Source organism: Streptomyces silvae, assembly GCF_016745505.1.
Taxonomy (GTDB): Bacteria; Actinomycetota; Actinomycetes; order Streptomycetales; family Streptomycetaceae; genus Streptomyces; species Streptomyces silvae.
Window position 1 is genome coordinate 1 of record NZ_JAERUC010000185.1, and the last position, 25,877, is coordinate 25,877.

At 72.2% G+C, this 25,877-nt stretch carries 21 protein-coding genes; 9 read left to right on the forward strand and 12 right to left on the reverse strand.

Features of this window, described 5'->3' with window-relative positions:
• Positions 1–327: 327 nt before the first annotated feature.
• The 4 genes from JKV81_RS29750 to JKV81_RS29765 all read right to left on the reverse strand — a co-directional run bounded on the left by JKV81_RS29750 (position 328) and on the right by JKV81_RS29765 (position 5,463).
• Entirely contained in the window at positions 328–2,628 is a 2,301-nt protein-coding gene (locus tag JKV81_RS29750; protein WP_202078754.1) for an ABC transporter family substrate-binding protein, read from the reverse strand.
• A 193-nt stretch (positions 2,629–2,821) separates the two neighbouring features.
• Positions 2,822–3,373, reverse strand: a complete 552-nt coding sequence (locus JKV81_RS29755) for an isochorismatase family protein (protein ID WP_129265294.1) — start codon at positions 3,371–3,373, stop codon at positions 2,822–2,824.
• Positions 3,374–3,436: 63 nt separating this feature from the next.
• Complete coding sequence (locus JKV81_RS29760; protein ID WP_307820627.1) at positions 3,437–4,945, reverse strand: MFS transporter; 1,509 nt, start codon at positions 4,943–4,945, stop codon at positions 3,437–3,439.
• Positions 4,942–5,463: a MarR family winged helix-turn-helix transcriptional regulator gene (locus JKV81_RS29765; protein ID WP_307820628.1), complete on the reverse strand. Its 522-nt coding sequence runs from the start codon at positions 5,461–5,463 to the stop codon at positions 4,942–4,944. The genes JKV81_RS29760 and JKV81_RS29765 overlap by 4 nt, the downstream gene beginning before the upstream one ends.
• 209 nt (positions 5,464–5,672) lie before the next feature.
• Here JKV81_RS29765 and JKV81_RS29770 point away from each other — a divergent pair, with 209 nt between their 5' ends.
• Positions 5,673–6,728, forward strand: a complete 1,056-nt coding sequence (locus JKV81_RS29770; protein WP_129265293.1) for a LacI family DNA-binding transcriptional regulator — start codon at positions 5,673–5,675, stop codon at positions 6,726–6,728.
• Here the strand turns inward: JKV81_RS29770 and JKV81_RS29775 are convergent.
• Positions 6,675–7,757 (reverse strand): acetylxylan esterase, encoded by a 1,083-nt coding sequence (locus JKV81_RS29775; RefSeq protein WP_202078756.1) that lies wholly within the window; start codon positions 7,755–7,757, stop codon positions 6,675–6,677. The two genes, JKV81_RS29770 and JKV81_RS29775, sit on opposite strands and share 54 nt — an antisense overlap.
• Positions 7,758–8,020: 263 nt before the next feature.
• Here JKV81_RS29775 and JKV81_RS29780 point away from each other — a divergent pair, with 263 nt between their 5' ends.
• The 7 genes from JKV81_RS29780 (at position 8,021) to JKV81_RS29810 (ending at position 17,059) form a co-directional block, all read left to right on the forward strand.
• Entirely contained in the window at positions 8,021–9,268 is a 1,248-nt protein-coding gene (locus tag JKV81_RS29780) for a sugar ABC transporter substrate-binding protein (protein ID WP_202078758.1), read from the forward strand.
• Positions 9,269–9,270: 2 nt separating this feature from the next.
• Complete coding sequence (locus JKV81_RS29785; protein WP_202078760.1) at positions 9,271–10,257, forward strand: carbohydrate ABC transporter permease; 987 nt, start codon at positions 9,271–9,273, stop codon at positions 10,255–10,257.
• On the forward strand, positions 10,254–11,123 hold the full coding sequence (locus JKV81_RS29790; protein ID WP_129265289.1) for a carbohydrate ABC transporter permease: 870 nt from the start codon (positions 10,254–10,256) through the stop codon (positions 11,121–11,123). The genes JKV81_RS29785 and JKV81_RS29790 overlap by 4 nt, the downstream gene beginning before the upstream one ends.
• Before the next feature lie 78 nt (positions 11,124–11,201).
• Complete coding sequence (locus JKV81_RS29795; protein ID WP_129265288.1) at positions 11,202–12,404, forward strand: glycoside hydrolase family 1 protein; 1,203 nt, start codon at positions 11,202–11,204, stop codon at positions 12,402–12,404.
• A gap of 189 nt (positions 12,405–12,593) precedes the next feature.
• Entirely contained in the window at positions 12,594–14,066 is a 1,473-nt protein-coding gene (locus JKV81_RS29800) for a glucoamylase family protein (protein ID WP_202078762.1), read from the forward strand.
• A 79-nt stretch (positions 14,067–14,145) separates the two neighbouring features.
• Positions 14,146–16,242: a TPM domain-containing protein gene (locus tag JKV81_RS29805; RefSeq protein WP_202078801.1), complete on the forward strand. Its 2,097-nt coding sequence runs from the start codon at positions 14,146–14,148 to the stop codon at positions 16,240–16,242.
• A gap of 103 nt (positions 16,243–16,345) precedes the next feature.
• Positions 16,346–17,059, forward strand: a complete 714-nt coding sequence (locus JKV81_RS29810) for a PspA/IM30 family protein (protein ID WP_202078764.1) — start codon at positions 16,346–16,348, stop codon at positions 17,057–17,059.
• Positions 17,060–17,090: 31 nt separating this feature from the next.
• Here the strand turns inward: JKV81_RS29810 and JKV81_RS29815 are convergent, their stop codons facing one another.
• From JKV81_RS29815 to JKV81_RS29840, 6 genes are all read right to left on the reverse strand, one after another.
• Positions 17,091–19,670, reverse strand: a complete 2,580-nt coding sequence (locus tag JKV81_RS29815; RefSeq protein WP_129267117.1) for a SpoIIE family protein phosphatase — start codon at positions 19,668–19,670, stop codon at positions 17,091–17,093.
• 193 nt (positions 19,671–19,863) lie between these two features.
• Entirely contained in the window at positions 19,864–20,301 is a 438-nt protein-coding gene (locus JKV81_RS29820) for an ATP-binding protein (protein WP_129265285.1), read from the reverse strand.
• Between the two features lie 187 nt (positions 20,302–20,488).
• On the reverse strand, positions 20,489–20,893 hold the full coding sequence (locus JKV81_RS29825) for a (deoxy)nucleoside triphosphate pyrophosphohydrolase (protein ID WP_202078766.1): 405 nt from the start codon (positions 20,891–20,893) through the stop codon (positions 20,489–20,491).
• 41 nt (positions 20,894–20,934) lie between these two features.
• The gene (locus JKV81_RS29830; RefSeq protein ID WP_033298025.1) at positions 20,935–21,117 is read right to left on the reverse strand and encodes a hypothetical protein; all 183 of its coding nucleotides are present in this window, start codon (positions 21,115–21,117) and stop codon (positions 20,935–20,937) included.
• A gap of 203 nt (positions 21,118–21,320) precedes the next feature.
• On the reverse strand, positions 21,321–23,042 hold the full coding sequence (locus JKV81_RS29835; protein ID WP_129265283.1) for a purine-cytosine permease family protein: 1,722 nt from the start codon (positions 23,040–23,042) through the stop codon (positions 21,321–21,323).
• Between the two features lie 202 nt (positions 23,043–23,244).
• The gene (locus tag JKV81_RS29840; protein ID WP_124274510.1) at positions 23,245–23,997 is read right to left on the reverse strand and encodes a GntR family transcriptional regulator; all 753 of its coding nucleotides are present in this window, start codon (positions 23,995–23,997) and stop codon (positions 23,245–23,247) included.
• 163 nt (positions 23,998–24,160) lie between these two features.
• On the opposite strand from JKV81_RS29840, the gene JKV81_RS29845 reads away from it, so the two are divergent.
• Positions 24,161–25,279 (forward strand): threonine synthase, encoded by a 1,119-nt coding sequence (locus JKV81_RS29845; protein ID WP_202078768.1) that lies wholly within the window; start codon positions 24,161–24,163, stop codon positions 25,277–25,279.
• Positions 25,280–25,304: 25 nt separating this feature from the next.
• Here the strand turns inward: JKV81_RS29845 and JKV81_RS29850 are convergent, their stop codons facing one another.
• The gene (locus JKV81_RS29850) at positions 25,305–25,787 is read right to left on the reverse strand and encodes a cupin domain-containing protein (RefSeq protein ID WP_202078770.1); all 483 of its coding nucleotides are present in this window, start codon (positions 25,785–25,787) and stop codon (positions 25,305–25,307) included.
• Positions 25,788–25,877 lie beyond the last annotated feature (90 nt).

The window sequence follows — 25,877 nt, forward strand, 5'->3', positions numbered from 1 at the left end:
CGGAGCGTTGCCGACCGACGACAACGCCGCGAGGTGCGGTACCAGGGCACGCGAGCCCAGCATGATCCAAACGAGAGGCCCTAATCCAATGGTACGGGCCCGACGGGTCCGGGGCTTCCCGGCCCGATCCACAGGGCAGGACGACAGCCACAATTCAGCCGATATTCAGCTGGTATTACGTCATCATCCAGCCGGTGAGCGGCCGGACGGCAAGGGGTGCGAGAGGACGAGCAGCCCGGGTCAGGGCGGACACCACCTTGCCCGCCGGGGACGCCGGCGGGCAAGGGAGTTGAGCTGCATCTGAGCTTCGATTGCGGCTTTGACCTGCTACTTCTTCCGATTCGCGGGGGAACCTGCCGCTTGGCGCCCGGTGAATCCGATGTCCTCGTAGCGGGGTGCGGCGAAGCCGAAGGCGCCGATGTTCGCAAGTTTCTTGTCGACGGCGACCAGCTGTGGCCTCTGATACAGCGGAATCGATCCTGCGGCGGCCCAGATCCGTGCGTCGGCCTGCTTCAGGAGGTCCCTGGACGCGTTGGCGTCGAGTTCGGAGACCGCCCGGTCGAAGAGCTGGTCGATGTGGTCCGAACCGACCCGGGTGTAGTTCTGCTCGACGAGCAGCGAGCCGTCGGTGGCGGGCTCCGGCTTGGAGAAGATCGGGCGGCCGTCGGTCGCGGGGTAGGCGGTGGCGGGCCACGAGTACAGCGCCATGTCGTAGTCGCCGGAGGCGATGTGGTCCTTGAAGTAGCTCTCGTCGTCGACCTTGGTGATCTGCGTGCTGATGCCGATCGCGTCCAGCATCTCGACGATCTTCTGCCCGACGGTGCGCAGCGGCTGCGATCCGGGGCCGGAGGGCAGTACGAAGCGGAGGGTCAGGGGCTTGCCGCCCTTGCCGATCCGGGCCTTCACCGAGGCGGGGGCGGGGGCCGGGGTGCCGGCGGGGGCGTAGGCGCCCGCGGGGCCCTTGTCCTGGGCGGTGACCCCGGTGCCGGCGGGGCCGTCGCCCGGCTTGTCGTCACCGACGATGTACGTGCCCTCCTCGCGCGAGGCCTTGTCGTCCTCCTCCTCCTCCCCCTTCTCCTCCTTCTCGGCGGCCTTCTCCGACGCCTTGTCGGTCGCCTTCGCCGAAGCCTTCTCCGAAGCCTTGTCCGTGGCCTTCCCGGACGCCTTGTCGGTGGCCTTCGCCGAGGCCTTGTCGGTGGCCTCCCCCGACGCCTTCTTCTCGGCCTCGCTGCCCGCCTTGGTGTCCTCGGTCCTGCGGACGGCCCCGCCCACGGTCCATCCCGCGTCGGCCAGCAGCGCCTGCGCCTCCTTGGTGTCCTGGTCGCCGAGCGCGCCGCTGCCGTCCTTGTACGCGGGCTGCCCGGCCAGGGCCAGGTGGCTGCCGGGCGGCTTCGCCGGCAGGCCGAGCGGCTTCAGGACCGCGTCGGCGAGCTCCTGGCGGTCCAGGGTGCGGGCGATGGCACGGCGCACCCGGTCGTCGGAGAGGGCGCCGGACTCGCCGTTCATCGCGAGCTGCGTGTAGGCCGGCTCCAGGGACTTGCGTACGACGAACCCCTGCAGCGACTTCTGCTCGGCCGCGTACACCGCGACGGCTTCCCGGTTCTTCTCGCGGGCCAGCTGCGCCGCCTCGGCGGCCTCCTCGTCCGAGCCGTGGGCCAGCGCCCAGGACCGCAGGGCGGCGGCCGGGGTGATGTCGGCGCCGGGGCCGTGGGCGGGCGGCCCGCCGTTCCCCCCGCGGTAGCGGGCCGCGAGGGCGATGCCGTTCGCCGTCGTGGCGTCGATGTCGGCGACGTCCACCGTGCCGGCGGTCAGCGCGTCGGTACGGTCCTTGGGCTCGACGGCGCGGAAGACCAGGGATTCGAGCTTGGCCTCGTTGCCCCACCAGCGCGGGTTCCGGTCGAGGACGACCGTCCCCTTGTCCTTGTTCACGCTGCGCAGCCGGAACGGCCCTGCGGTGTTCTTCAGGGTGGCCCTGGCCCCGTCGTTGAAGGTGCCGGGCGAGCCGGTCACCTCCTTCGGGTACAGCGGTGAGAACAGCGAGCGCCAGTCCGCGTACGGCTTCGAGAACGTGACCCGGACCTGGAGGTCGTCCTTGCCCCGCTCGATCTTCTCGATCCGCTCGTACCCCGCGTTGCGCGCGGTCCAGAAGGCCGAGTCCTTGCCGCTCAGCGCGCGCCACTGGGCGACGAAGTCGGGGGCGCCGATCTCCCGGCCGTCGCTCCACACGGCCTGCTGGTTGAGCTTGTAGAGGACGACCTGCTTGGGCTCCTGCTCGATGACCTTCGCCGACTCCAGGTAGTCGGGGTTGAGCTTGGGCTCACCCCGCGCGTCCAGCGGGAACAGGGAGGGCAGCAGGGCTCCGGTGATCCGCGTCGTCGCGCTGTCCGCGTCGGCCTGGTAGGCGTTGAGCGTGGCGGGGACCGCGTCGATGGCCCAGGTGAGGGTGGAGCCGTCGGCCACCCGGTCCCGGGAGGCCGGGGCGATGTCCTGCGGGACGGCCACCGGGGTGGGGCCCTCGCTGTCCGAGGTGCAGCCCGCCAGTACCGGGAGCGTGAGCACGCCTGTCGCCAGGAGCGCGACCGAGCGGCGCTTTCGGGCCGTCCCGCGTGGGACGCCGACGTGGGCCATGGCTGATACCTCCGGGGCCGGCCCGGCCCACCCTGTACCGGAATGGACCGGATGATGCGTTCTGGTGGCATTTGCAGTTGATCAGACTGATTCGCTGATCCACTGAAAGCACCTGCACGCGCGGGAGGAGGCAGGCGCGGCCGTCGAGGCCGCGGAAGTCACCCGTGCGGCCCCGGTACCGGCCCGGCGGCGGTCAGCCCAGGAGCTTGACGATCGCGTCGGTGGTGTCGGTCTCGCCGAGCCTCGGGAAGATCTTCTCGACGCTGTTGCGGTGGGCGTCGGCGTCCATGTCGGTGACCGCGTCCGTGGCGATGGTGACGTGGTAGCCGTGCTCGTGCGCGGCGCGGGCGGTGGACTCGACGCCGATGCTGGTGGCGATGCCCGTGAGGACGACCTGGGTGACGCCGCGGCGGCGCAGTTCGAGGTCGAGGGCGGTGCCGTGGAAGGCGCCCCACTGCTGCTTGGTGACCACGATGTCGCTCTCGCGCGGGCCGAGCTCGGGCACGATGTCGGCCCAGTCCGCGGCGGGCTTCCCGGACGGGCCCCGGCTCTCGTTACGGCCGGGGGCGCCGCCCGTCACCCGGACCAGGAAGACCGGGAGGTCCTTGGCGCGGAAGGCGTCGGCGAGGGTCACGGAGCGGGCGACGACGTCCTCGGCCGGGTGGGCCGTGGGGAGGCCGACGATGCCCTTCTGCAGGTCGACGACGACGAGAGCGGTCCGGGGGTCCAGGACGGTGGCGGTCATGCGTAACTCCTTGATGTGCTGATGTGCTGATGTGCTGATGTGTTGATGTACGGACGTGGTCGGTCAGGTGCGTGCGCGCAGGGCGCGGTCGGTGAGGGTCAGGGCGGCCAGCAGGACGGCCAGGACGACGGAGACCGCCGCCATGAGGTGGAGCCCGGCGTCGGTCGCCGCGTCCGCGTAGGCCAGGGCGATCAGGCTGGACGCGGTGATCGCGCCGATGTACTGGGCGGTGCGTTGGAGCCCGGCGGCGGCCCCGATGCTCTCGGGGGGCGCGTAGGCCTGGACGGCGGCCTGGTTGCTCGTGCCGATGAGTCCCTGCGGGGCGCCGAAGCACGCTCCGGCGAGCAGCAGGACGGCGAGCGGGGTATCGCCGGAGAGGAGGACCAGGATGCCCGCGCCGGCGGTGAGCAGGAGGCAGGCCACGGTCAGCGGGGCCCGCAGCCCCTTCGTGCGCGCGCCGAGCAGCGAGCAGACGAGCGCGGTCACCGACATCGGGAGCATGAGCAGCCCCGTGTGGCCCGAGGAGAATCCGCGGGCCTCCTCCAGCCACTGGGTGTAGCCGTACATGACGCAGTAGATCAGCAGATAGCTGAGGCCGTGGCGTATGTACGTACGGAGCAGGGGGCCGTTGCCCGCGATCATCCGGAGGTCGATGAACGGCTGCGGGGTGCGCAGCTGCCACCGGACCAGGACGGCCGTCAGGACGGCGAAGGGGGCGAGCAGCCACCACTGCGGGTGGGCGAGGTCGAGCAGGAAGAAGACCAGCACCGTCAGCGCGGTGGTGAACAGGCCGATGCCCAGCGGGTCCAGGGAGAGCTTCGGCGCGGACCCGTCGGCGGCCCGGTCGCGCGGCGGGTCGGCGGGGACCCAGAGCAGCGCGGCGCCGAAGGCGAGCAGCGCGATCGGCACGTTGACGGCGAAGATGCCGCGCCAGCCGACGACGGACACCAGCAGCCCGCCGAGCGCGGGGCCGACGGCGGCGCTGCCGAGGGCCGCGAAGGAGAGTCTGGCGAGGACGGGGCGCGGGGTGGGACGGCCGAGGCGCCGCGACTCGTCGCGCAGGACGGCCATGGCGGCCGGGTACGCGGCCGATGTGCCGACGCCGAGCAGCAGCCGGGAGACGATCAGTGTGCCGAATCCGGGGGCCAGTGCGCCGACGAGACCGGACGCCATCACGACGACGAGACCGGCCAGGAAGACCCTGCGCGGGCCGAGGGTGTCGGCGAGCTTGCCGAGGACGGGCTGGGCGACGGCGCTGGCGAGGTAGAGGACGGAGATGAGCCAGGCGGTGTCGGCGGCCCCGATGCCGAAGGAGTGCCCGATGGCCACCAGGGCGGTGGAGATCATCGTGGTGTTGAGCGGGTTGAGCAGGGAGCCCATCAGCAGCGGCGCGGTGAGCCGCGCGCTGAACCCTGCGCGGGGGTCGGATCCGGAGCCGGGGCCGGACCCGCGGACGGAACCAGGGCCGGGGTCGGAACCTGAACCGGGGCCTGCTCCGGATACCTCGGCCGGCGTGGGCCGGGGGTCCGCCGCCGGCGCGCCGGTGGTCAGCTCCGTGCCGCGACGGGTCACTTGTCGACCAGACGGCCGATGAGCTCGACGGCCTCGGCGAGCGCCCGGCGCTCCGCCCCGTCCAGTTCACCGGCGATCGCGTCGGCGAGCCAGCTCCGCTTGGCGGCCCGTACGCCCGCCAGGACCGTGCTGCCCTCCTCGGTCACCGACACGACCGACTTGCGGCCGTCCGACGGGTCGGGGGCCCGGGTGACGAACCCCTGGCTCTCCAGGGCGCCCAGGGTCAGCCGCATCGACTGGGGCCGTACGAGCTCGGCGCGGGCCAGCGACGCGGTGGTGGCCGGTCCGCCGTCCTCCAGCCGGGCGAGGACCGAGCGCTGGGAGGGGGTGAGCAGGCTGTCCGCCGAGGAGCTCCGCAGCCGCCTGAGCAGCCGGCCGACCACGCCCGAGAGATCGGCCGCCACACGCTCGGCCGTGGGATCGGCAGCGCTCGGCGACGAGACGTGCCCTGAGGCCCCCGGGTTCTCTGCCGTACCGGCGGCCCTGGGGTGCTCGGCGCTCTCGGATGTTCCGGACATGTGTTCCACGGTAAAGATGGACAGGGCATCTTGCAAGGCAACCTGTCCATTGTTCGGCAAAGGGGGCCGCGACCGGCGGACGGCGCGCTGAACAGGGCCGCTGTTGCCCGCCACCGGGCCCGCGATCTAGGGTGAATGCGCTTTCAGAAGAGGGCCGCCACCCGCACCGGCGGGTGCTGCGCACGGAGAAGAAGCGGACGGTCGGTCGAGTGAGCGCGCCTACGGTGTACGACGTGGCCGAGCGGTCGGGCGTCTCGATCGCCACGGTTTCCCGGGTCTACCGCAACCCCGACTCGGTGCGCGCCGGGACACGGGAACGGGTGCTGGAGGCGGCCCGTGAGCTCGGCTACGTACCGAGCGGGAACGCCCGGGGCCTGGCCAGCCGCACCACCGGGGTGCTGGGGCTCTGCTTCCCCGACTACGCGGATCCGGAGGCCGAGGCCGACGCGGAGACCGACAGCGGGGCCGACGACGCCGCGATGCTGTACTCCGACCAGATCATCCGCGGCATGGAGCGGGCGGCCCGCCGTCACGGTTACGCCCTGCTGATCGCCGCGTCGCTCCAGGGCGGGCCGGAGAGCCTCGTCGCGAAGGTGGCGGGCCGGGTGGACGGCTTCGCCGTACTGGCCCAGACCGTGCCGACCGAGGACCTCGACGTCATCTCGCGCCGGCTTCCCGTGGTGATGCTCGCCGGGCCGCGCGAGATCGACCACCTCGACCACATCGTCGTCGCGAACGCCGCCGGGGAGCGTGAGCTGGCCCGCCATCTGATCGAGGACCACGGGCTGCGGCGGCTCGCCTTCGTCGGGGGCGACCCGGAGTCGCCCGACGCCGAGGCACGGTTCCGCGGCTTCCGCGACGCGTGCCGGGACGCCGGGCTGCCGGTCCCGGACGCGCCGGACCTGCGGACCGGGATGATGACGCGGGCCGAGGGCGCGCGGGCCGCCGAGACACTGCTCGACCGGGGCGCCGAGCGGCCGGAGGCGATGGTCTTCGCCAACGACCAGATGGCGGTGGGGGCGCTGCGCGCGCTGGAGCGGCGCGGGGTGCGGGTGCCCGAGGACATCGCCGTGACCGGCTTCGACGGGATTCCGCTGAGCCGGATCGTGCGCCCCTCGCTCACGACCGTACGGCAGCCGATCCGGCAGCTGGGCGAGCAGGCGGTGGAGTTGCTGGTGCAACGCCTGGCCGATCCGAGCCGCGACCCGGTGTCACTGGAGCTGCCCGTCGCCCTGGCCCGCCGTGCGAGCTGCGGCTGCGGCTGACCCCCGGCCGCCCCGGACGGCCGTGTCCGGCCCCCGGCCGCCCGGGGCGGCGCCCCGGAGCCAGGTCCCGAAGAAGCGTTCGCGCCGCGCGGCGAGCTCCGCGCTCTCCTCCGCGAGCCCGTCGTACGCGAAGTGCCCCGCCCGCAGCACCATCAACTCCCGGGGCCCGGGCAGCGCGTTGTGCACGGCGAACTGCCCCGGCGGCGGCACGGACGGGTCGAACAGGGCCGCGGCCACGAGCGTCGGCAGCTCCAGCCGGGCGGCGGCGGTCGCCGCGTCGAAGTAGCGCAGGACCTCCGTGACGTCGGGGTGCCCGCGATGGTGGGCGCGTACGGACTCCCCGCTGCCCACGCAGGGCAGGGTGAGCCGGAGCGGGTGGTTGCCGAAGGTCGGGACGGTGAGCTGCGCCGCGCCGAACCGTTCGTCCCAGGGCAGCGCGAGCGCCCCGAGCCCACCGCCGAAGCTCTCCCCCAGGTAACCGAGCCGGCCGGGGCCCGCGAGCCCGGGCAGCAGCTCCTGGAGCGCCGAGGCCGCACACCACAGGTCGGCCACGCAGTCGCCGATGACATAGGTGTCGCGCGATCCGATGCCGTGCAGGACGTGCCCCGCCGCCTCGTCCGGGATGCCGGGCACCCGTCCGCGGGACCCCATGCCGCGTACGCAGGGCAGGATCGCGGCGGACCGGGGCAGCGGCAGCGGCACATCGGACCCGGCCTCCTGGCGGCCTCCGTACCCGTGCCCGATGACGAAGCCGTGCTCCGCCGTGCCGTCGGCGGGCAGCGCGAGCCAGCCTCCGAGGCGTACGCCGCCGATGGACGTGAAGGTCACGCCGTGCAGCCGGACCCCGTCGCGCTCCTCCTCGACGGGACCCACCTCGGGGGCGGTGGCGACGGCGCGTGCCTCACGGTGGCGCGCCGTCCAGAACGCCTCGAAGTCCCCGGGTTCCGCGGGTGCCGGGACGCGCAGCAGGTCATCGCGGGTCCGGCCGTAGGCGGGGTCGAACGGGAAGTCATGGAGGAACAGGGCCATGCGCAGGACAGTAGGGCCTCCTCCGGTGCCGGGCGGGGCCGCCCCAGGGGCCTGGATTCCCTCCACCCCAAGCGGAATCGGTCACATCCACTTCTATTCCGCAAATGACCTGCTTACGGTGCCCCGAACGAACACCCAGGTGTCGAGCACGTTGCACGAGTGTGACCCAGCACCCTCTTGCGGATTCCGGAAGGACTGTCGCAGAGTGATGTATGCGCTTACAGGCAGCGCATACATTCGGATTGCTCGAGGAGGAGCCCTCCATGTCCCGCACCGCCAGAACCGCCTCCGCCGCCCTCACCGTGGCGCTCGCCCTCGGTATCTCCGCCTGCGGCAGTTCCGGGGGCGAGGACGTCGCCGCGGACGCGAAGCAGACGCTCACCGTCTGGGCCATGGGGGCCGAGGGCGAGAAGCTCGCCGAGGTGGCCGAGGTGTACGAGAAGGCCCACCCCAACGTCACCGTCAAGGTGACCCCGGTCGGCTGGGACGTCGCCCACCAGAAGCTCGTCTCCGCCGCCGCGGCCGGCACCATGCCGGACGTGGCGCAGATGGGCGGCAGCTACATGGGAGAGTTCGCCGAGCTCGGCGTCCTGGAGCCGGTCGACACGAAGACCTTCGACAAGAAGGACTTCTTCCCCGCCGGCTGGAACCAGGGCGAGGTGGACGGCACCGCGTACGGCGTGCCGTGGTACGTCGACACCCGCGTCCTCTACTACCGCACCGACCTGGCGAAGAAGGCCGGTGTCGACAAGGCGCCCGCCGACTGGCAGGAGATGCGGGACCTGGCGACCGCGTACCAGGAGAAGGCCGGCACCAAGTGGGGCCTGTCGATCCAGCCCAGCGGTCTGGACACGGTGCAGAGCTTCTACCCGTTCCTGTACTCCGCGGGCGGCGCGATCGTCGACGACAAGGGTGAGGCGGTCATCGACAGCCCCGAGGCCGTCAGCGCGCTGAAGGAGTACGGCGCGTACTTCGACAAGGGCCTCGCCAACAAGTCGGTGCAGCCGGGCTACGACGTGCTGAAGGACTTCGGCAACGGCCGGGTCCCCATGTTCTTCGGCGGCCCCTGGCACGTCACCCTGCTCGACGAGGGCCAGCCGCAGATCAAGGGCAAGTGGGCGGTGGCCCCCGTCCCGGCGGACAGCACCTCAGCGTCCCAGGCGGGCGGCTCCTCGCTGGTGGTCTCCAAGGACAGTGAGCACAAGGCGGCGGCCACGGAGTTCATCCGGTACCTCACGGACGCCGAGGGCCAGGCCGACTGGTACGCGCGCACCAAGGACCTCCCCGCGAACACCACGGCCTGGGACTCCGGCAAGCTCGCCGGCGACGCGAACCTCCAGGTCTTCAAGAAGCAGATGGACACCGCGAAGTCCTCCCACCCCTCGGCCCGGCTGACCGAGATCAACGACAAGGTCGACCAGGCGATCGCCAAGGTGACGCAGGGCAAGGCCTCCGCCGAGGACGCGCTGAAGACCGCGCAGTCCGAGATCGAAGGCCTCGTGAAGAAGTAGCCATGGGCACCACGACCGCACGGGCCGCGCAGCCGGCCGAGGTGAAGAAGGGCCCCGGGGCTCCCCCGCCCGGGGCCGGCCGGGGCGGGGCCGCGCGCCGGAAGCGCTCGATGGGCGTGCAGAACACGGCCGGCTGGCTGTTCTCCACCCCGTTCCTCGTCCTCTTCACCGTCTTCATGGCGTTCCCGATCCTCGCCACACTGCTGATGAGCTTCACGGACTTCGGGCTGCGCAACGTCACCCGCCCGTGGGAAGCGAACTTCATCGGCTTCGAGAACTACACCGAGCTGTTCGGCGACGAGAAGTTCCTCAAGTCCCTCTTCAACACGGCGTACTTCGTGGTGGTGGGCGTCCCGCTGACGATCGCCCTCGGGCTGGTCGTCGCCGTGCTCCTGAACAACGGCATCGACCGGGCGAGGACCTTCTTCCGGGTCGGCTTCTACGCCCCGGTGGTCACCACGATCGTGGCGGTCGCCGTGGTGTGGCGCTTCGTCCTCGACCCGAGCGACGGGCTCGTCGCCGGACTGTTCTCCGAAGTGGGCCTCACCGCCCCGGACTTCCTGGGTTCCGAGACCCTGGCCATGCCGTCGATGATCGCGATGGCCGTCTGGCGCAACGTCGGCACGGTCATGGTGCTCTTCATCGCGGGCCTCCAGGCCATCCCGACCGAGGTCAGGGAGGCGGCGCGGCTCGACGGCGCCGGGGTGTGGCAGGAGTTCCGCGGGATCACGGTCCCGCTGCTGCGGCCCACCCTGCTCTACGCCACCGTGATCACGACCATCGGCTATCTCAACGTCTTCGAGGAGCCGTTCGTGATGACGCAGGGCGGCCCCTCCGACTCCACGCTGACCGTGTCGCTGAACATGTACCGCGAGGGCTTCAACTTCTTCCACATGGGCTACGCGAGCGCCATGGCGTACGTCCTCTTCGTGGTGATCATGGGCATCACGGTGCTGCAGCTCCGACTGCTGAAGGACAACACGAAATGACCGCCCCGAACGCACCCGCGCGTACGGCGCCCACGGGCGCGTCCCGGAACCTGAGGCGTCCTCTGGTCTACGTCCTGCTCTCGCTGGGCCTGCTGATCATGTCCGCGCCGTTCCTCTGGATGGCCCTCTCCTCGTTCAAGACGACGAGCGAGCTCTCCGCCAGTCCCCCGGTGTGGATCCCCACCGAGTGGACCCTGGGCAACTTCCGGGAGCTGCTGGACAAGCTGGACCTGCCGCTCTACTTCATGAACTCCGTGATCGTGGCGGTGCTGGTCACCGTCTCGAACCTGGTGTTCTGCTCGATGCTCGGATACGCCCTGGCCAAGCTGAGGTTCACCGGCCGCGACAAGATCTTCGGTGTGGTCCTGGGCGCCCTGATGGTGCCCGGGAACCTGATGCTGCTGCCGCTGTTCGTGCTGATGAGCAAGCTCCGGCTGATCGACTCGTACGCCGGTCTGGTGCTGCCCTTCGCGGCCGGCGCGTTCGGCGTCTTCCTGATGCGGCAGTTCATGCAGTCGATCCCGGACGAGCTGCTGGAAGCGGCCCGGATGGACGGCGCCGGCGAGTGGTTCATCTTCTGGCGCATCGTCATGCCGCTGGTGAAGCCCGCCCTCGCGACGCTGTCGATCTTCACCTTCCTCGGCTCCTGGAACAACTTCGTCTGGCCGCTGATCGCGACCAACGACCCGGACAAGTACACGCTCCCGGTCGCCCTGGCCACGTTCGCGACCGACCCCAACAAGGCGGGAGGCTCCAACGGCATGCTGATGGCCGGGGCCTTCCTCGTCGTCCTGCCGGTGCTGATCCTCTTCATCGCCCTGCAGCGGCACTTCACCCAGGGCATCGCCACGGCCGGTATGAAGTAGCCGGCCCGCCCCGTACGCACACGAGGCCGCACCCCGCACCGCGGCCGCACCCCTTCACGCACAGAAAGACACTCCGCGATGACGCACGCCCCTGTCCCGTTCCCCGAAGGCTTCCTGTGGGGCGCCTCCACCGCCGCCCACCAGATCGAGGGCAACAACACCAACAGCGACTGGTGGGTCAAGGAGCACTCCACCGGCACCCACATCCAGGAGCCCAGCCTGGACGCCTGCGACAGCTACCACCGCTGGCGCGAGGACATGGACCTGCTGGCGTCCCTCGGCTTCACCGACTACCGCTTCTCCATCGAGTGGGCCCGCATCGAGCCCGCCGAGGGGCGGTTCTCCCGGGCCGAGCTGGCCCACTACCGCCGCATGGTCGAGGGAGCGATCGCCCGCGGGCTGCGCCCGATGGTCACCCTGCACCACTTCACCGTGCCGCAGTGGTTCGAGGCGCGCGGCGGCTGGACGGCGGACGGCGCCACCGAGCTCTTCGCCCGGTACGTCGCGGCCTGCGCACCGGTGATCTCCGAGGGCGTCAGCCATGTCTGCACGATCAACGAACCGAACATGATCGCCGTGATGGCGGGCCAGGCCAAGCGCGGCGACATCGGCTTCCCGCCCGCCGGGCTGCCCACCCCCGACGACGAGACCACCGAGGCCGTCATCGCGGCGCACCACGCGGCCGTGAAGGAGATCCGGGCGCTGGACGCCGGGATCCAGGTCGGCTGGACCATCGCCAACCAGGTCTACCAGGCCCGCCCGGGCGCCGAGGACGTCACCGCCGCCTACCGCCACCCGCGCGAGGACGTCTTCATCGAGGCCGCCCGCGGCGACGACTGGATCGGGGTCCAGTCCTACACCCGTACGGAGATCGGCGCCGACGGCCCGGTCCCCGCGGCCGACGACGTCGAGCGGACCCTCACACAGTGGGAGTACTACCCGGCCGCCGTCGGCCACGCCCTGCGCCACACCGCCCGGGTGGCGGGCCCGGACATGGCGCTGATCGTCACGGAGAACGGCATCGCCACGGCCGACGACACCCGCCGCGTCGCGTACTACACGGGCGCGCTGAATGAGGTGGCCTCCGCGATCGAGGACGGGCTGAACGTCCAGGGCTATCTGGCCTGGAGCGCCCTGGACAACTACGAGTGGGGCTCCTTCACCCCCACCTTCGGCCTGATCGGCGTCGACTGGACGACCTTCGAGCGGACCGCCCGCCCCTCCGCCGAGTGGCTGGGCTCCCTCGGCCGCTCCCGCGAGCTGCCCCGCACCGCCGGTTAGTGCGGTGGCCGGTGGAGCACGCCGGCCACCGCACCGGGACCGGCCCCGGAACAGGGAGCGCCTGACGGCTTCCCTCCGGCGGGGGAGTCGTCGCCACCTGACCGGCGGCGGCTCCCCCGCCACCCCGCCCGGACGTGTCCGGGCCGCACCGTGACTGACGATGACCCCGACCCTTCCCGAGAGGTTCCGATGGACCGTCGCACGTTTCTCACCGCTGCCGGGACGGGAGCCGCCGCCCTGTCGGCCGGAGCCCTGACCGCTCCGTACGCCGCAGCCGCACCGGCCGGCCGCACCGGCTCCGGCTCCGGGCAGCTCCTGGCCTGGTTCACCGACACGTACCGCTCGATCGAGGCGATGACGACCGGCTTCGGTCTCACCGCGGACAAGATCGACGTCAGCGGCGCCGCACCCGTCGTCTCCCGCCAGACCTCGCCCACCAACATCGGCTGCGGCCTCTGGTCGGCGGTGGCGGCCGGAGGGCTCGGCGTGATCAGCGGGGCCGCGATGCTCCGCACCCTGGAGCGGACCGTCTCCGCCGTGGAGAAGCTGGAGCGCCACCACGGCTTCTGGCTCAACTGGTACGACGCCCACGACGGTTCGGTGCTGACGGAGTGGCCCGGCACCGGGGACCCGGTCCGCCCGTTCCTGTCCTCGGTCGACAACGCCTGGCTGGTCACCGGCCTGCGGATCGCCGCCGACGCCGCCCCCTCGCTCCGCCCCCGCATCGCGCGGATCCTCTCCACCGCCGACTGGTCGTACTACTACACGCCGTACGACCCCTCCGACCCCGTGGCCGGCCCCGGGCAGCTGCGCGGCGGTGTCTGGACGGACACGGAGGAGCCCACCCCGCACCATTACGGGGCCCTCAACACCGAGCCCCGGATGGCCAGTTACCTGGGCATCGCGGATGGTTCGCTGCCCTCCGAGCACTACTGGCACCTGCTGCGCACGATGCTGCCCGAGCACGAGCAGGAGCAGAGTCCGGGTGGCGCGTACGCCGTGATGGACGGGGTGCGTGTCTGGCAGGGGCACTACACCCACGGCGGGCGGAAGCTGGTCCCCACCTGGGGCGGCTCGATGTTCGAGGCGCTGATGGTGCCGCTGTTCGTCCCCGAGCCGGAGTGGTCGCCGCGGTCCTGGGGCCGCAGCCACCAGCGGTACGTCCGCAGCCAGATCGCGCACGGCCTGGAGGAGGCCCGGTACGGCTACTGGGGCTTCTCCCCCGCGAACGTCCCCGAGGGCGGCTACCAGGAGTACGGCGTCGACGCCCTGGGCATGCAGGCCGACGGCTACGCCTCCAACACCGACCGCACCTACACCACGGACGGCGCACCGCTGCCGGACCCGTCGGCGTTCACCAACGGAGTCGTCACCCCGCACGCCTCGTTCCTCGCGCTGCCGTACGCCGGCCGGGAGGCGGTGGCGAACCTCCGGGCGCTGGACCGTGACTTCGGCGCGTACCACGAGGGCTACGGCTTCCGGGACTCGGTGAACGTGGACACCGGGCGGGTCAGCGACTTCATGCTGGCGCTCGACCAGGGCATGATCGTCGCCGCGCTGGCCCAGGCGCTGAAGCCCGGACTGCTCCAGCGGCCGTTCCGGACGGGCGGCTTCCGGTCGCGGGTGCGTCCCCTGCTCGCCGCGGAACGCTTCAGCATCTGACCGGTCCGGCGCCGGGTCGCGGGCGGCAGTGGGCGGACATAGCCTCCGGAATGTGACGCCGCCTGCGAGCCGTACCGGGATGTCCCGGCCTTCGATACCCGGCAGGGTCCTCGTCGCCGCCCTGACGGCGGTGCTCTGGATCGCCCTGCCGGGCGTCACCGGCGCCCGGGCCGAGGACCCCGTCACCCTCTCCCGTGACGGGCAGATCACCGACAAGGTGGACGCGCTCGGCGACCGTGAGCGTCAGGTCGACGCCGCGCTCGACCGTTTGTTCGACGAGCAGCGGGTGCAGCTGTTCGTGGCGTACGTCCGTGACTTCTCCGGCCGGGACGCCCAGACCTGGACCGACGAGACCGCGAACCGCAACGGCCTCGGCCAGGACGACGTGCTGCTGGCCGTGGCCACGCACGACCGGCAGTACGCCTACTCCGTCGACCGGGGCTCACGCCTCACCGACGCCGATCTCCAGGACGTCGCGAACACGGCGATCGAGCCGGCGCTCCGGCAGAACGACTGGGCCGGGGCCGCGATCGGCGCCGCCGACGGCTACGCCGCGGTGCTCGCCGGCGACCCCGTCCCGACCCCGGCGCTCACCCCGGGCGCCCCTGACCCCGGGAACGGCTCGGGAGGCTCCTCGGCCGGCCTGATCCTCCCCCTGGCCCTGGTCGTGGTGGCGGTCGCCGTCGCCGCCCTCACCTTCGCCCGCCGCAGACGCCGTACGAGCACCCGTACGACCCCGGCGGCGGGCGGCTGGGGCGGCGGGACCGGAGCGGCGGCCGAGCCGCAGGTCCCCCTGCCGGACCTGGACGCGCGGGCCAAGGAGGACCTGGTCGACACGGACGACGCCGTACGGACCAGCCAGGAGGAGCTCGGCTTCGCCACGGCCCAGTTCGGCGAGGAGGCCGCGGCCCCGTTCGCCGGCGCCGTCCAGCACGCCAGGTCCGAGCTGACCGCCGCGTTCCGGCTGCGGCAGCAGCTGGACGACGCCTTCCCCGAGGACGACGCGACACGGCGCCGCATGCTCGACGAGATCATCGGCCGGTGCCGGGACGCCAACGAGCGCCTGGACGCCGTGTCCGAGGACTTCGACCGGCTGCGCTCCCTCGAACAGACCGCCCCGCAGGCCGTGGCCACCGCCGAGACCGCCTTCCGCACCCTGACGGAGCGCGTCTCCGCCGCCCGGACGTCCCTCGGCGCGATGCGGGAGCGGTACGCCGAATCGGCCGCCGCCCCCGCCGCAGAGGACCTCGAACAGGCCGGGGACCGGCTGACGTTCACCACGTCCGCCCTCAACCAGGCGCGCGAGGCGGTGAACAGCGGCGACCACGCACGGGCCGCGGTGTACGTCCGCGCCGCCGAGGGGGCGATCGACCAGGTGTCCACCCTCGTGGACGCGGTCGACCGGCGGGCCGGGGAGCTGGCCGAGGCCGCGGACAGGCTGCCGGGCGCGCTCACCGAGACGGAGACGGACCTGGCCGACGCCCGGGGCCTGCTGGACGGCACCCCGGAGGGGGTGCCGACCGCGGACCTGCGGGGCCGGGTCGCCCGCGCCGAGGCGGTGGCCGCGGATGTGCGCGGCGAGATGGGCTCCGGACCGTACGACCCGATCGACGCGCTGCGCCGGGTGGAGGAGGCCGACGCGGCGCTGGACGAGGCGCTGGCGGGGGCCCGTGAGCAGGAGCAGGGCGGCCGGCGGGCGCGTTCGCTGCTGGACCAGGCGATGCTCACCGCGCGAGCGGCGATCGGCGCCGCCGCCGACTACATCACCACCAACCGGGGCGCGGTGGGCAGTCAGGCCCGCACCCGGCTCGCGGAGGCCCAGCGGCGCTGGGAGCGGGCCCGGGAGCTGTCCGAGGGCAACGACCCGCAGGGCGCCCTGGCCGAGGCGCAGCAGGCGGACGCGCTGGCCACGCAGGCGCGGAGCCTGGCCGAGCAGGACGTACGCGTCTACCGCGACCGGAGCGGCTTCGGCGGCCCGCGCGGCGGAGGCGGGGCGGGCGGCGCGGTGCTGGGCGGCATCATCCTCGGCGGGCTGCTCGGCGGCGGGCGGCGCGGAGGGCTCGGGGGCGGGTTCGGCGGCGGGTTCGGGGGTTCCGGGGGCGGCTTCGGCGGCGGTCCGGGCAGCTTCGGCGGTGGCGGGACCCGCGGCCGGCGCGGCGGCGGGGGCCGCTTCTGACACCGGCCGCGCGCGCACGACGGGCCTCCGCCCGGAACGACTTCGCCCGGAGGGATTTCCCACGGGGCTTCACGCAGGGGGACTTCGTACAAGGAGAGGTGCCATGACCAAGCAGACCGTCCTCGGCCGCGTCACCCAGCTGGCGCGGGCCAACATCAACGCCCTGATCGACCAGGCGGAGGACCCGCAGAAGATGCTGGACCAGCTGATCCGCGACTACACCGCCAACATCGCGGAGGCCGAGCAGGCGGTGGCCGCGACCATCGGCAACCTCAGGCTGATGGAGGAGGACCACCGCGAGGACGTCGACGCGGCCGATGAGTGGGGCCGGAAGGCGCTGGCCGCGAGCCGGAAGGCCGACGAGCTGCGCGCCGGGGGCGCGGGGGCCGAGGCGGACACGTTCGACAACCTCGCCAAGGTGGCGCTGGGGCGGCAGCTCCAGTCGGAGCAGGAGGCGAGGACGGCCGAGCCGACGATCGCCTCGCAGACCGTGGTGGTGGACAAGCTGAAGTCGGGCCTCGACCAGATGAAGGACAAGCTGACCCAGCTGAAGTCCAAGCGCGACGAGCTGGTCGCCCGCGCCGCGTCCGCGCAGGCGCAGAACCGGATGATGGACGCCGTGAAGAGCATCGACGTCATGGACCCGACGAGTGAGCTGGGGCGCTTCGAGGACAAGGTGCGGCGCGAGGAGGCGAGGGCGGTGGGCAAGCAGGAACTCGCCGCGTCGTCCCTGGACGCCCAGTTCGAGCAGCTGGACAGCCTCGGGGAGAGCGCGGAGATCGAGGCCCGGCTCGCCGCCCTGAAGTCCGCCTCCTGACCGGGGGCGGGCGACTGCCCGCCCCGCCCGGTCAGTACATGCTCAGCAGCTGCTCCACGGAGAGCTCGGCGGCGGGAGCCCCGTCGGGCAGCGCCAGCTCGAACCAGACCGTCTTGCCGCGCGGGGTGCGCCGCGATCCCCAGGCCGCGCTGAGCAGCCCGACCAGTTGCAGCCCGCGCCCGCCCTCGTCGGTGTCGCGTGCGCGCCGGCGGCGCGGCTGGACGAGACCCGCGTCCCACACCTCGCAGACGAGCGTACGGTCGCGGAGCAGCCTGAGCCGGATCTCGCCCTCGCCGTAGCGCAGGGCGTTGGTGACGAGCTCGCTGACGAGCAGTTCGGTGGTGTCCACCAGGTCGTCCAGATCCCAGGCGGTCAGCTGTTCGCGGGCCAGCTCGCGGGCGCGGCCGACCGAGCGGAGCTCGCGCGGGAGGCGCCAGTCGCCCACCGCGTCCGGGGCGAGCCCCTGGATACGGGCCATCAGCAGGGCGATGTCGTCCTCGCCGTGCCGGGTGTCGAGGGTCGTCAGGACGTGGTCGCAGACGTCTTCGAGGGGCTGCGACGGTTCGGCGAGGGCCTGCCGGAAGGCGTCGAGGCCCTCGTCGAGCGGGTGGTCGCGGGACTCGACGAGCCCGTCGGTGTACAGCGCGAGGAGGGCGCCCTCCTTGAGCTCCACCTCGACCTCCTCGAAGGGCTCGCCGCCGACGCCGAGCGGCATGCCCGGCGGTACGTCGAGCAGCAGGGCGGGCTCGCCCGGCTCGGCGACGACCGGGGGGAGGTGACCGGCGTTGGCGAAGGTGCAGCGCCGGGTGACCGGGTCGTACACGGCGTACACGCAGGTCGCCAGATACACCTCGGAGAGGTCGGCCTCGCGTGACTTGTGGGCGGCGCGCGACGGCCACTGGGCTCCGCCGCCGGCACCGAAGCCGTCGCTCCGCTCGCCGCCTCCCGGGGTGCCGAGACCCCGGGCGACCTCGTCGAGGGCGGAGAGCACCTCGGCGGGTTCCAGGTCCAGGAGGGCCAGGGTGCGTACGGCGGTCCGCAGTTCACCCATGGCGACGGCCGCCCGCAGTCCACGGCCCATCACGTCGCCGACGACCAGGGCCGTGCGGTGGCCGGGGAGCTCGATCACGTCGAACCAGTCGCCGCCGACCTCGGTGGCCGTGTTGCCCGGGAGGTAGCGACAGGCGATGTCCAGGCCCGCGGCCTCGGGGTCACCCGGGGGGAGCAGGCTGCGCTGGAGGATGAGCGCCCGCTCGTGCTCCCGGCGGTAGAGGCGGGCGTTGTCGATACAGACGGCGGCGCGGGCGGCGAGCTCGGTGGCCAGCGCCCGGTCCCGCTCGCCGAAGGACTCGCTGCCCTTGGTACGGGAGAACTGCACGAGGCCGACGACGACGTCGTGCGCGACCATCGGCACGGCGAGGGTGGAGTGGACGAAGCCGCGCTCGTCGCCGGGCACGTCCTCGACGCGGCCGGTGCGCAGGGCGACGGCGCAGGGCGAGTGGAACGGGTAGCGGTGCACCGAACCGAGCGCGGGCGGGCCGGTGTCCCCCGCACCCTCCGCGCCGCTTCCCGTGCCGGCGGCGAAGACCTCGGGGAGGGCGTCGGAGACGGCGCTGGCGTGGGCGACGCGGCGCAGCTCCGCGGAGCCGGTGCCGGATTCCTGGTGGTGCCTGCCCCAGCTGGCGGGTGAGGCCTCCTCGCCGGTGAGCAGACCCTGGTAGAGGTCGACGGAGGCGAGGTCGCAGAAGCCGGGCACGGCGACGTCGAGGAGTTCCCTGGCGGTGGTCTCCAGGTCGAGGGAGTTGCCGATGCGCGCGCTGGCCTCGTTGAGCAGGGCGAGGTTACGGCGGGCGCTGGCCGCCTCCCGGGCCGCGATGTGGCGCTGGGTGACGTCGGTGGCGAGCCCGGCGATGCCGACGGGCCGCCCGGCGCCGCTGTGCACCCGGTAGAGGTTCATCGACCAGTGGCGCCGGCCCGTGGTGCCGGGCGGGGTGCCGACCAGCTGGAGGTCGGTGACGGCGTCCCCGGTCTCCAGGACGCGCCGGAGCGTGGACGAGAGGCGTTCGGCCTCCGGGCGGGCCAGGTAGTCCTCGACCGTGCGGCCGCGGTGGTCGTCGGCCTCGCCGCCGAAGACGGTGGCGAACCGCTTGTTGGCCCGTACGACGGTGAAGTCGGTGCCGAAGAGGACGAAGCCGAAGGGAGATTGGCCGAAAATCGCCTGCGAAGCAGCCAGGTCCGTCTCGATGCGGCGCAGCGCCCTGACGTCGACGACGATGCACAGCGCGGCGCGCTCGCCGGTCTCCGTCTCGCTCGGCATGACATAGATCTCGGCGAGCCCGCGGACCGCGTTCTCGCCGGGGATCCGGAACGGGACGAGGCCCGTCCACTCCTTGCCGTCGAGGATCTCGCTCACCGCGCGGTGGGCGTCCGGGCGCAGCTCGGCGGGCATGAAGGCCTCGACCGGGTCCCTGCCCACCACCTCGGCGGAGGACATGCCGAACAGACCGGCGGCCCTCCGGCTCCACTGCTCGATCAGGCCGTCGGCCCCGATCGAGAACGATGCGACCCTGATGTAGTCATAGATCGAGCCGGGCGGGCTGCTCTGCCACATGACGTCGCCCGCCGTCCCAGGTATCTCGCTCACGCGACCGTCCCCTCCAGCTCACACACCGGACCGGTCCTGCCCGCAGTATTCAGCACTACGGGCCTCACCGGCACGGCGTTCACGATCACAGCACGGTCTCAGTCCCTTTCAGCCAGGTCCTGCCCGACCTCCGGTGATCGCTGTGCGTCCCCTCCCACTCCTAACCAGGCAGAGGCAGCTCGAACCACACGGTCTTGCCACCATTTCCGCGCCGGGTCCCCCAGCGGCGCGCGGAACAAGCCACGAGCTGCAGCCCGCGACCGCCCTCGTCCTCGGGTCCGGCCGTGCGTTCGGTGGGCGGATCCGGAACCGGATCGGAGACTTCCACCAGCAGACCGCGCGCCTCCGCGCCCGGCTCGGGCCCCTCGCCGTCGGGATGCGGCCACCTCAGGCGGACGCCGATGGGGCCGGAGGCGTGGCGCAGGGAATTGGTCACCAGCTCGCTGACCAGCAGGACGGCGACATCGCCCACCGTCGCGTCGAACCCCCACTGGTGAAGTGCGTCACGTACCGCGTGCCTGGCGCTGCGCACGGAGCCCGGCACCGCCGGAAAACTCCACTCGGCGCAGTCGCCTTCGGTATCGGTCACGCCGATCACTTCCCAGAGCCGGCAGCGGGGGTGCGCCCTCCATAAGGGCCTGATCGGCACATACCCGATATTCAGAGCAACCTATCGCAGAACGCACACCATGGGGCGTACGGGTGCATCCCTCGCGCCGCTCCGCCCCGGTACGTCCCGCAGGCCGTCCGCCTCTCCGCCCCGGCGCGTCCCGCAGGCCCGGCGTTCAGGCGCGCGCGGCCTCCCGCAGACGGCGTACGGCCTCGGCCACGGCGGGGCGGTCCTGGTCCAGCCAGTCGACGTCGTCCGCCTCGTCCGGCGCGAGCCAGCGCAGCTCGTCGTGGTCCTCCAGCGGGCTGGGCTCGCCCGACAGCAGCCGGACCGTCCACACCCGCAGCACGAGGCCGGGCTTCAGCGGCCACTCCCCCGGGATGCGCTCCAGGGGCTCGGCCTCCACGCCGAGCTCCTCCCGGAGTTCCCGTACGAGCGCCTGCTCGCCGCTCTCCCCCGGCTCCAGCTTGCCGCCCGGCAGCTCCCAGCGTCCGGCGAGCTCCGGCGGCGCGCTGCGGCGGGCGGCCAGGAGCCGTCCGCCGTCGCAGACGGCCCCGGCCACCACCACGGAATCACTCATGTGCCGGAGCGTAGCCGGTGGCTCCCGGCCGCCGGGCGGCCCTACGGGCGCGCGCTCCGGCTCGTTCGCTCCACCCAGTAGAGCTGCTTGTGTCCATGACGGTCCAGGCCGTCGGCGATCTTCTGCGCCTCGTCCTGCGTCGCATAACGCCCGACGCGGTACCTGTTGCCGTTGTCGTCCTGTCTGATCACCAGCCAGGGAAGTACGGCACCGCTGTCCGTCATGACGTTCCTCCCCAGCATCCCGCCCCTCTCCCCCACGGCGTGCACGTCTCTAAGGATCCCCAGGAAACCGCAGTACGCATATGCCCGAGCGTACGCCTGACCTTCACTCAGCGGATGCGTGTTTACACAAAGAGACACGCATCCGGCCATACCCAAGGGGGCGCATCCACCGAATGCGCCCCCTTCCGGCCACCTCCGCGGCGTCAGCCGGCCGGTGTCCGTACGACCGGGAGCGGCATCAGCACCGGGCCGGCCGCGGGGTCCTTGCGGCAGGCGTCCCCGCACTCCTCGTCCAGCGAGCAGCACAGGGAGCAGATCGGGCCCGACCGGACCGGGCAGTCCGCGATGTCCGGCAGCTCGTAGGCGGTCTCGCACACCGCGCAGGTGTGGGTGGCGGTGATGTCGGCGATCTCGACGTCCGGGCCGTTCACCGGGTTCGGCCGGGCCAGGTAGTACTTCCCCTTCGTCAGCCAGGCGATCAGCGGGCAGAGGACCAGGGACAGTCCGGCCGCGATGAAGGTCGAGAATGCCTCGGCGTACCTGCCGAACAGTCCGAAGAAGGCGAGGATCGAGACGGTCGACGCGATCACCATCGCCCCGAAGCCGGCGGGGTTGACGGCGTACAGATAGGCCCGCTTGAACTCGATGTAACGGGGGCTCAGGCCGATCCGCTTGTTGATGACGAGGTCGGCGGCGACGGCCGCGATCCAGGCGATGCCCACGTTGGAGTAGAAGCCCAGCAGCTTGTTCAGGGCCGCGAACATGTTCATCTCCATCAGCGTGAGCGCGATGGTGAGGTTGAGGAAGATGTACCAGACCCGGCCGGGGTGCCGGTGGGTGATCCGGGAGAAGAAGTTCGACCAGGACAGCGAGCCGCTGTAGGCGTTGGTGACGTTGATCTTGATCTGGGAGACGATCACGAAGAGGGCGGCGGCCGGCAGCGCGAACGAACCGAGCCAGGGCTTCAGCGCCTCGATCTGCGGGGCGATCGGCTCCAGCGCGTGCGTCTTGCCGACCGCCTCCAGTGCGACGAAGGCGAGGAAGGCGCCCCCGAGCTGCTTCGCCGCCCCGATGATGACCCAGCCGGGTCCCGCGGCGAGCACGGCGAGATTCCAGCGCCGCTTGTTGGCCTCGGTCCTGGCGGGCATGAAGCGCAGGTAGTCGGCCTGTTCGCCGATCTGCGCGATGAGCGAGAGGGCGACGCCCGTGCCGAGCCCGAAGGCGATCCAGGAGAAGCCCGGCTGCGCGCCCTCCGTGCCCGTGAAGGAGCTGAACGCGCCCCACGAGCCCGGCGCCTCGACGGCGAGCACCACGAAGGGGAGCACCATGCCGATGATCCAGACCGGCTGGGTCCAGGCCTGCACCTTGGCCAGCGCGCCCATGCCCCGGAACACGATCGGGATGACGATCAGCGTGGTGACCAGATAGCCGGCCTCGACGGGGAGTCCGACGGCCTGGTGCATGGCCTGCGCCATGATCGAGCCTTCGAGCGCGAAGAAGATGAAGGTGAAGGACGCGTAGATCAGCGAGGTCAGCGTCGAGCCGAAGTAGCCGAAGCCGGCCCCGCGGGTGACCAGGTCCATGTCCAGGCCGTACTTCGCGCAGGCCCGGGCGATCGGGATGCCGGTGAGGAAGATGATCGCCGCGGCGGCCAGGATCGAGGCCAGCCCGCTGGTGAATCCGTAGGTGAAGACGATCGACGCACCGATCGCGAAGTCCGCCAGATACGCGATGCCCCCGAGCGCCGTCCCCGCGACCGTCGAGGGCGACCAGCGCCGGAAGGAGTGCGGCGCGTAGCGGAGGGAGTAGTCCTCGCGGCTCTCGTCGGCGGCGAGCTTGGCGTAACTGCGCCGTGGCGCCCGGGGGCCCTCCTGCGGCGCCTGGTGCGGCGCTTCGCCCGTCGTGGGCGTGGCGATGTCCGTCATCGGTGACTTCCCGTTCGTCGGTCCGGTGTGCGGTGACGAACGGGAAGGTAGGACTTGAACATGACAAGCTGTCACGACGCGCGATTGCCCGCCGGTTACGTGCGGCGCGGGCCCGTTAACTCCGTATCACCCGGGGCGGACACGCCGTCGCTCCCAGCGGTCACCACAGCCGTCCCACCTGTCACCCCGCCCTCGGCGGCGCTCACTTGACCGGCAGATGGTAGGCAATCCGGTAGCGGTCGGCGGGGACGACCACGTCGGCCGTCTCGACGGCCAGCCCCGAGGCGTAGTACGTCCGGCCGATGACCATGACCACATGGCCCGGCACACCGCCGAGCGCCAGGAGCTCCTCCGCCAGCCCCGGGCGCGCGCCGACCTCCTCCGCCACGTTGTCCACGACGATGTCGATCGCCGCCATGCGGTCGACGACACCGCAGCCGCCCAGCGGGCCCTCCTCCGGCAGCATCACCGGCGTACGGCCCGTGACGGCCAGGGGCTCCCAGGACGTGGACAGCATCATCGGCTCGCCCGCCTCCCGGAAGACGTACCGCGTGCGCATCACCCGGTCGCCCGGCTCGATCCCGAGCCGCTCGGCGATCTCGACGCTCGCCCCCTCCTGCTCGCTGCGGGACTCCCACGTCCCCCGCACCCCTTCCGCCGTCTGCTCCTGACGGAACGGCGTGGTGCCGGGGCCCGCCCGGTAGCCGGAGCGGGCGATCGGGCGCGGGACAGGGCGCGCCCGCACATAGGTGCCCGATCCCGACCGTCCCTCGACGAGCCCCTCGGCCATCAGCACCTTGCGCGCCTCCAGCGCCACGGTGTCCGAGACCCCGTACTCCTCGCGGATGCGGGCCTGCGACGGCAGGCGGGTATGGGGCGGCAGCGCACCGTTGACGATCTTCTCCCTGAGATCGCTCGCCACGCGCAGATAGGCGGGCTGCTCACCGAAAGCCACAGGCCACTCCCAACAGGTTGACAGACAGCAACAGCGTCGCAACCGTGGGTTGAGTACCGCAAGCACGGGCCAGAGTTTCACTCGATGTGATGATTCGCTGGCCACCGGCGCATACCTGACCGCGCGGGCACCAGGATGCGCGGACCCGGAATAGGTTTGCTCCATGGCCGAGACCCGTATGCCCACCGCCACCTATGTCTGCCCCCGGGACGGGGCGCGGGCCGACAGCTCCACGGCGGCCTGGTGCTGCCCGGACTGCGGCGGCCCCTGGGACCTGGACACCGGGCCTCTCCCGCCCGTCCGGATCGACTCGCTGCGCACCCGCGTCAATTCCCTGTGGCGGTACGAGGAGGCGCTCCCCCTGGCCGCCCCGGCGGTCTCCCTGGGTGAGGGGCGGACGCCTCTCGTCGCCCTGACGGACCAGGTCTCCGCCAAGCTCGACTACCTGATGCCGACGCTCTCGTTCAAGGACCGGGGCGCGGTCATGCTGGCCGAACTGGCCCGCAGGCTCGGCCCCGACCGGGTCGTCGCGGACAGCAGCGGCAACGCCGGGACGGCCGTCGCGGCGTACTGCGCCCGCGCCGGACTGCCCTGCACGGTGTACGTCCCCGAGGGGACCTCCGCCAAGAAGACCGAGCAGATCCGCGCCCACGGCGCCCGGCTGGAGACCGTGCCCGGAGGCCGGGAGGCCACGGCGGCCGCCGCCCGCACCGCCGCCGGAGCGCCCGGCACCTTCTACGCCTCGCACGTCTTCAACCCGTACTTCCTGCACGGCACCAAGACGTACGTCTACGAGATCTGGGAGGAGCTGGGCGGCACCCTGCCCGACGCCCTCGCCGTACCCGTCGGCAACGGCACCCTGCTCCTGGGCGCCGCCCTCGCCACCGCGGAGCTCCTCGCGCACGGCCTGATCGACCGCCGCCCGGCCCTCATCGCCGTACAGGCCGAGGCGGTGTCCCCGCTGGCCACGGCGTTCCGGGCGGGCGCCGACCGGCTGCCGGACGAGCCCTCGGACCCGGTGAGGTCCACGCTCGCCGAGGGGATCGCCATCCCCCGGCCGCCGCGCGCCCGGCAGATCCTGGCCGCCGTCCGGGAGTCCGGCGGCACCTTCCTGACGGTGACGGAGGACCAGATCCGCGATGCGCAGCAGGATCTGGCCGCCCGCGGCTTCTTCGTCGAGACCACCGGGGTCGCCTGCTGGGCGGCCGTCGGCGGGGTGACGGACCGGAGCGTGGTCGTCCCGCTCTGCGGGGCCGGACTCAAGACGGGCCTGGCTCCGTAGGAGTCCTGAGGCGCCGGGGAAGGCCTCAGCGCGTCCAGTAGGTGTCGTGCTTGAAGAAGAACTCCGCCCGCTCCTTCTCCGGCCAGTCGGAGACCTGCCCGACCTTCTCGAAGTACTCCTCGCGGGGCGCCCCCGGGGTGAAAAGCAGCAGCATGGAGGCGGGCTCGTCGGAGTCGTTGCGGAAGGCGTGCAGGCCGCCCGGGGGCACGTACAGGAAGTCGCCCTCGGTGGCGTCGACCCATCGCTCGCCGTCGTAGATCCGCACCGTCCCGCCGAGGATGAAGAACGACTCCGAGATCGACCGGTGGAAGTGCTCGGCGGGGCCGCCCGCCCGGGGCGCCATGTTGATGCGGTACAGCCCGAACTCGCCGTGCGTCGACTCCGCCGTGGCCAGGTAGTGGGTGTTCCCGCCGCTGCGTGTCAGCAGATTCGGGACGGTGTCCGCCGGACGGTACGTCGCGCTGATCTCGCCGGCGCCGTCCGTGTAGACGGGTTCCGGATAGGACATGCCGCTCTCCCTGCCCCCGGTCCTGGACCGGGCCGCTCGTCCCGCGCGCCGGTACCGCACCGGCGGCGTCGCCTTCCCTACCTTCGTGGG

Excerpts from the sequence above, each read along its gene's own strand:
- JKV81_RS29755 (WP_129265294.1), bottom strand. The coding sequence starts at position 3,373 with ATGACCGCCACCGTCCTGGACCCCCGGACCGCTCTCGTCGTCGTCGAC.
- JKV81_RS29795 (WP_129265288.1), top strand. The coding sequence starts at position 11,202 with ATGACGCACGCCCCTGTCCCGTTCCCCGAAGGCTTCCTGTGGGGCGCC.
- JKV81_RS29830 (WP_033298025.1), bottom strand. The coding sequence starts at position 21,117 with ATGACGGACAGCGGTGCCGTACTTCCCTGGCTGGTGATCAGACAGGAC.
- JKV81_RS29750 (WP_202078754.1), bottom strand. The coding sequence starts at position 2,628 with ATGGCCCACGTCGGCGTCCCACGCGGGACGGCCCGAAAGCGCCGCTCG.
- JKV81_RS29815 (WP_129267117.1), bottom strand. The coding sequence starts at position 19,670 with ATGTGGCAGAGCAGCCCGCCCGGCTCGATCTATGACTACATCAGGGTC.
- JKV81_RS29790 (WP_129265289.1), top strand. The coding sequence starts at position 10,254 with ATGACCGCCCCGAACGCACCCGCGCGTACGGCGCCCACGGGCGCGTCC.
- JKV81_RS29850 (WP_202078770.1), bottom strand. The coding sequence starts at position 25,787 with ATGTCCTATCCGGAACCCGTCTACACGGACGGCGCCGGCGAGATCAGC.
- JKV81_RS29805 (WP_202078801.1), top strand. The coding sequence starts at position 14,146 with ATGTCCCGGCCTTCGATACCCGGCAGGGTCCTCGTCGCCGCCCTGACG.
- JKV81_RS29810 (WP_202078764.1), top strand. The coding sequence starts at position 16,346 with ATGACCAAGCAGACCGTCCTCGGCCGCGTCACCCAGCTGGCGCGGGCC.
- JKV81_RS29780 (WP_202078758.1), top strand. The coding sequence starts at position 8,021 with ATGTCCCGCACCGCCAGAACCGCCTCCGCCGCCCTCACCGTGGCGCTC.
- JKV81_RS29800 (WP_202078762.1), top strand. The coding sequence starts at position 12,594 with ATGGACCGTCGCACGTTTCTCACCGCTGCCGGGACGGGAGCCGCCGCC.
- JKV81_RS29835 (WP_129265283.1), bottom strand. The coding sequence starts at position 23,042 with ATGACGGACATCGCCACGCCCACGACGGGCGAAGCGCCGCACCAGGCG.
- JKV81_RS29775 (WP_202078756.1), bottom strand. The coding sequence starts at position 7,757 with ATGGCCCTGTTCCTCCATGACTTCCCGTTCGACCCCGCCTACGGCCGG.
- JKV81_RS29785 (WP_202078760.1), top strand. The coding sequence starts at position 9,271 with ATGGGCACCACGACCGCACGGGCCGCGCAGCCGGCCGAGGTGAAGAAG.
- JKV81_RS29765 (WP_307820628.1), bottom strand. The coding sequence starts at position 5,463 with ATGTCCGGAACATCCGAGAGCGCCGAGCACCCCAGGGCCGCCGGTACG.
- JKV81_RS29825 (WP_202078766.1), bottom strand. The coding sequence starts at position 20,893 with ATGAGTGATTCCGTGGTGGTGGCCGGGGCCGTCTGCGACGGCGGACGG.
- JKV81_RS29845 (WP_202078768.1), top strand. The coding sequence starts at position 24,161 with ATGGCCGAGACCCGTATGCCCACCGCCACCTATGTCTGCCCCCGGGAC.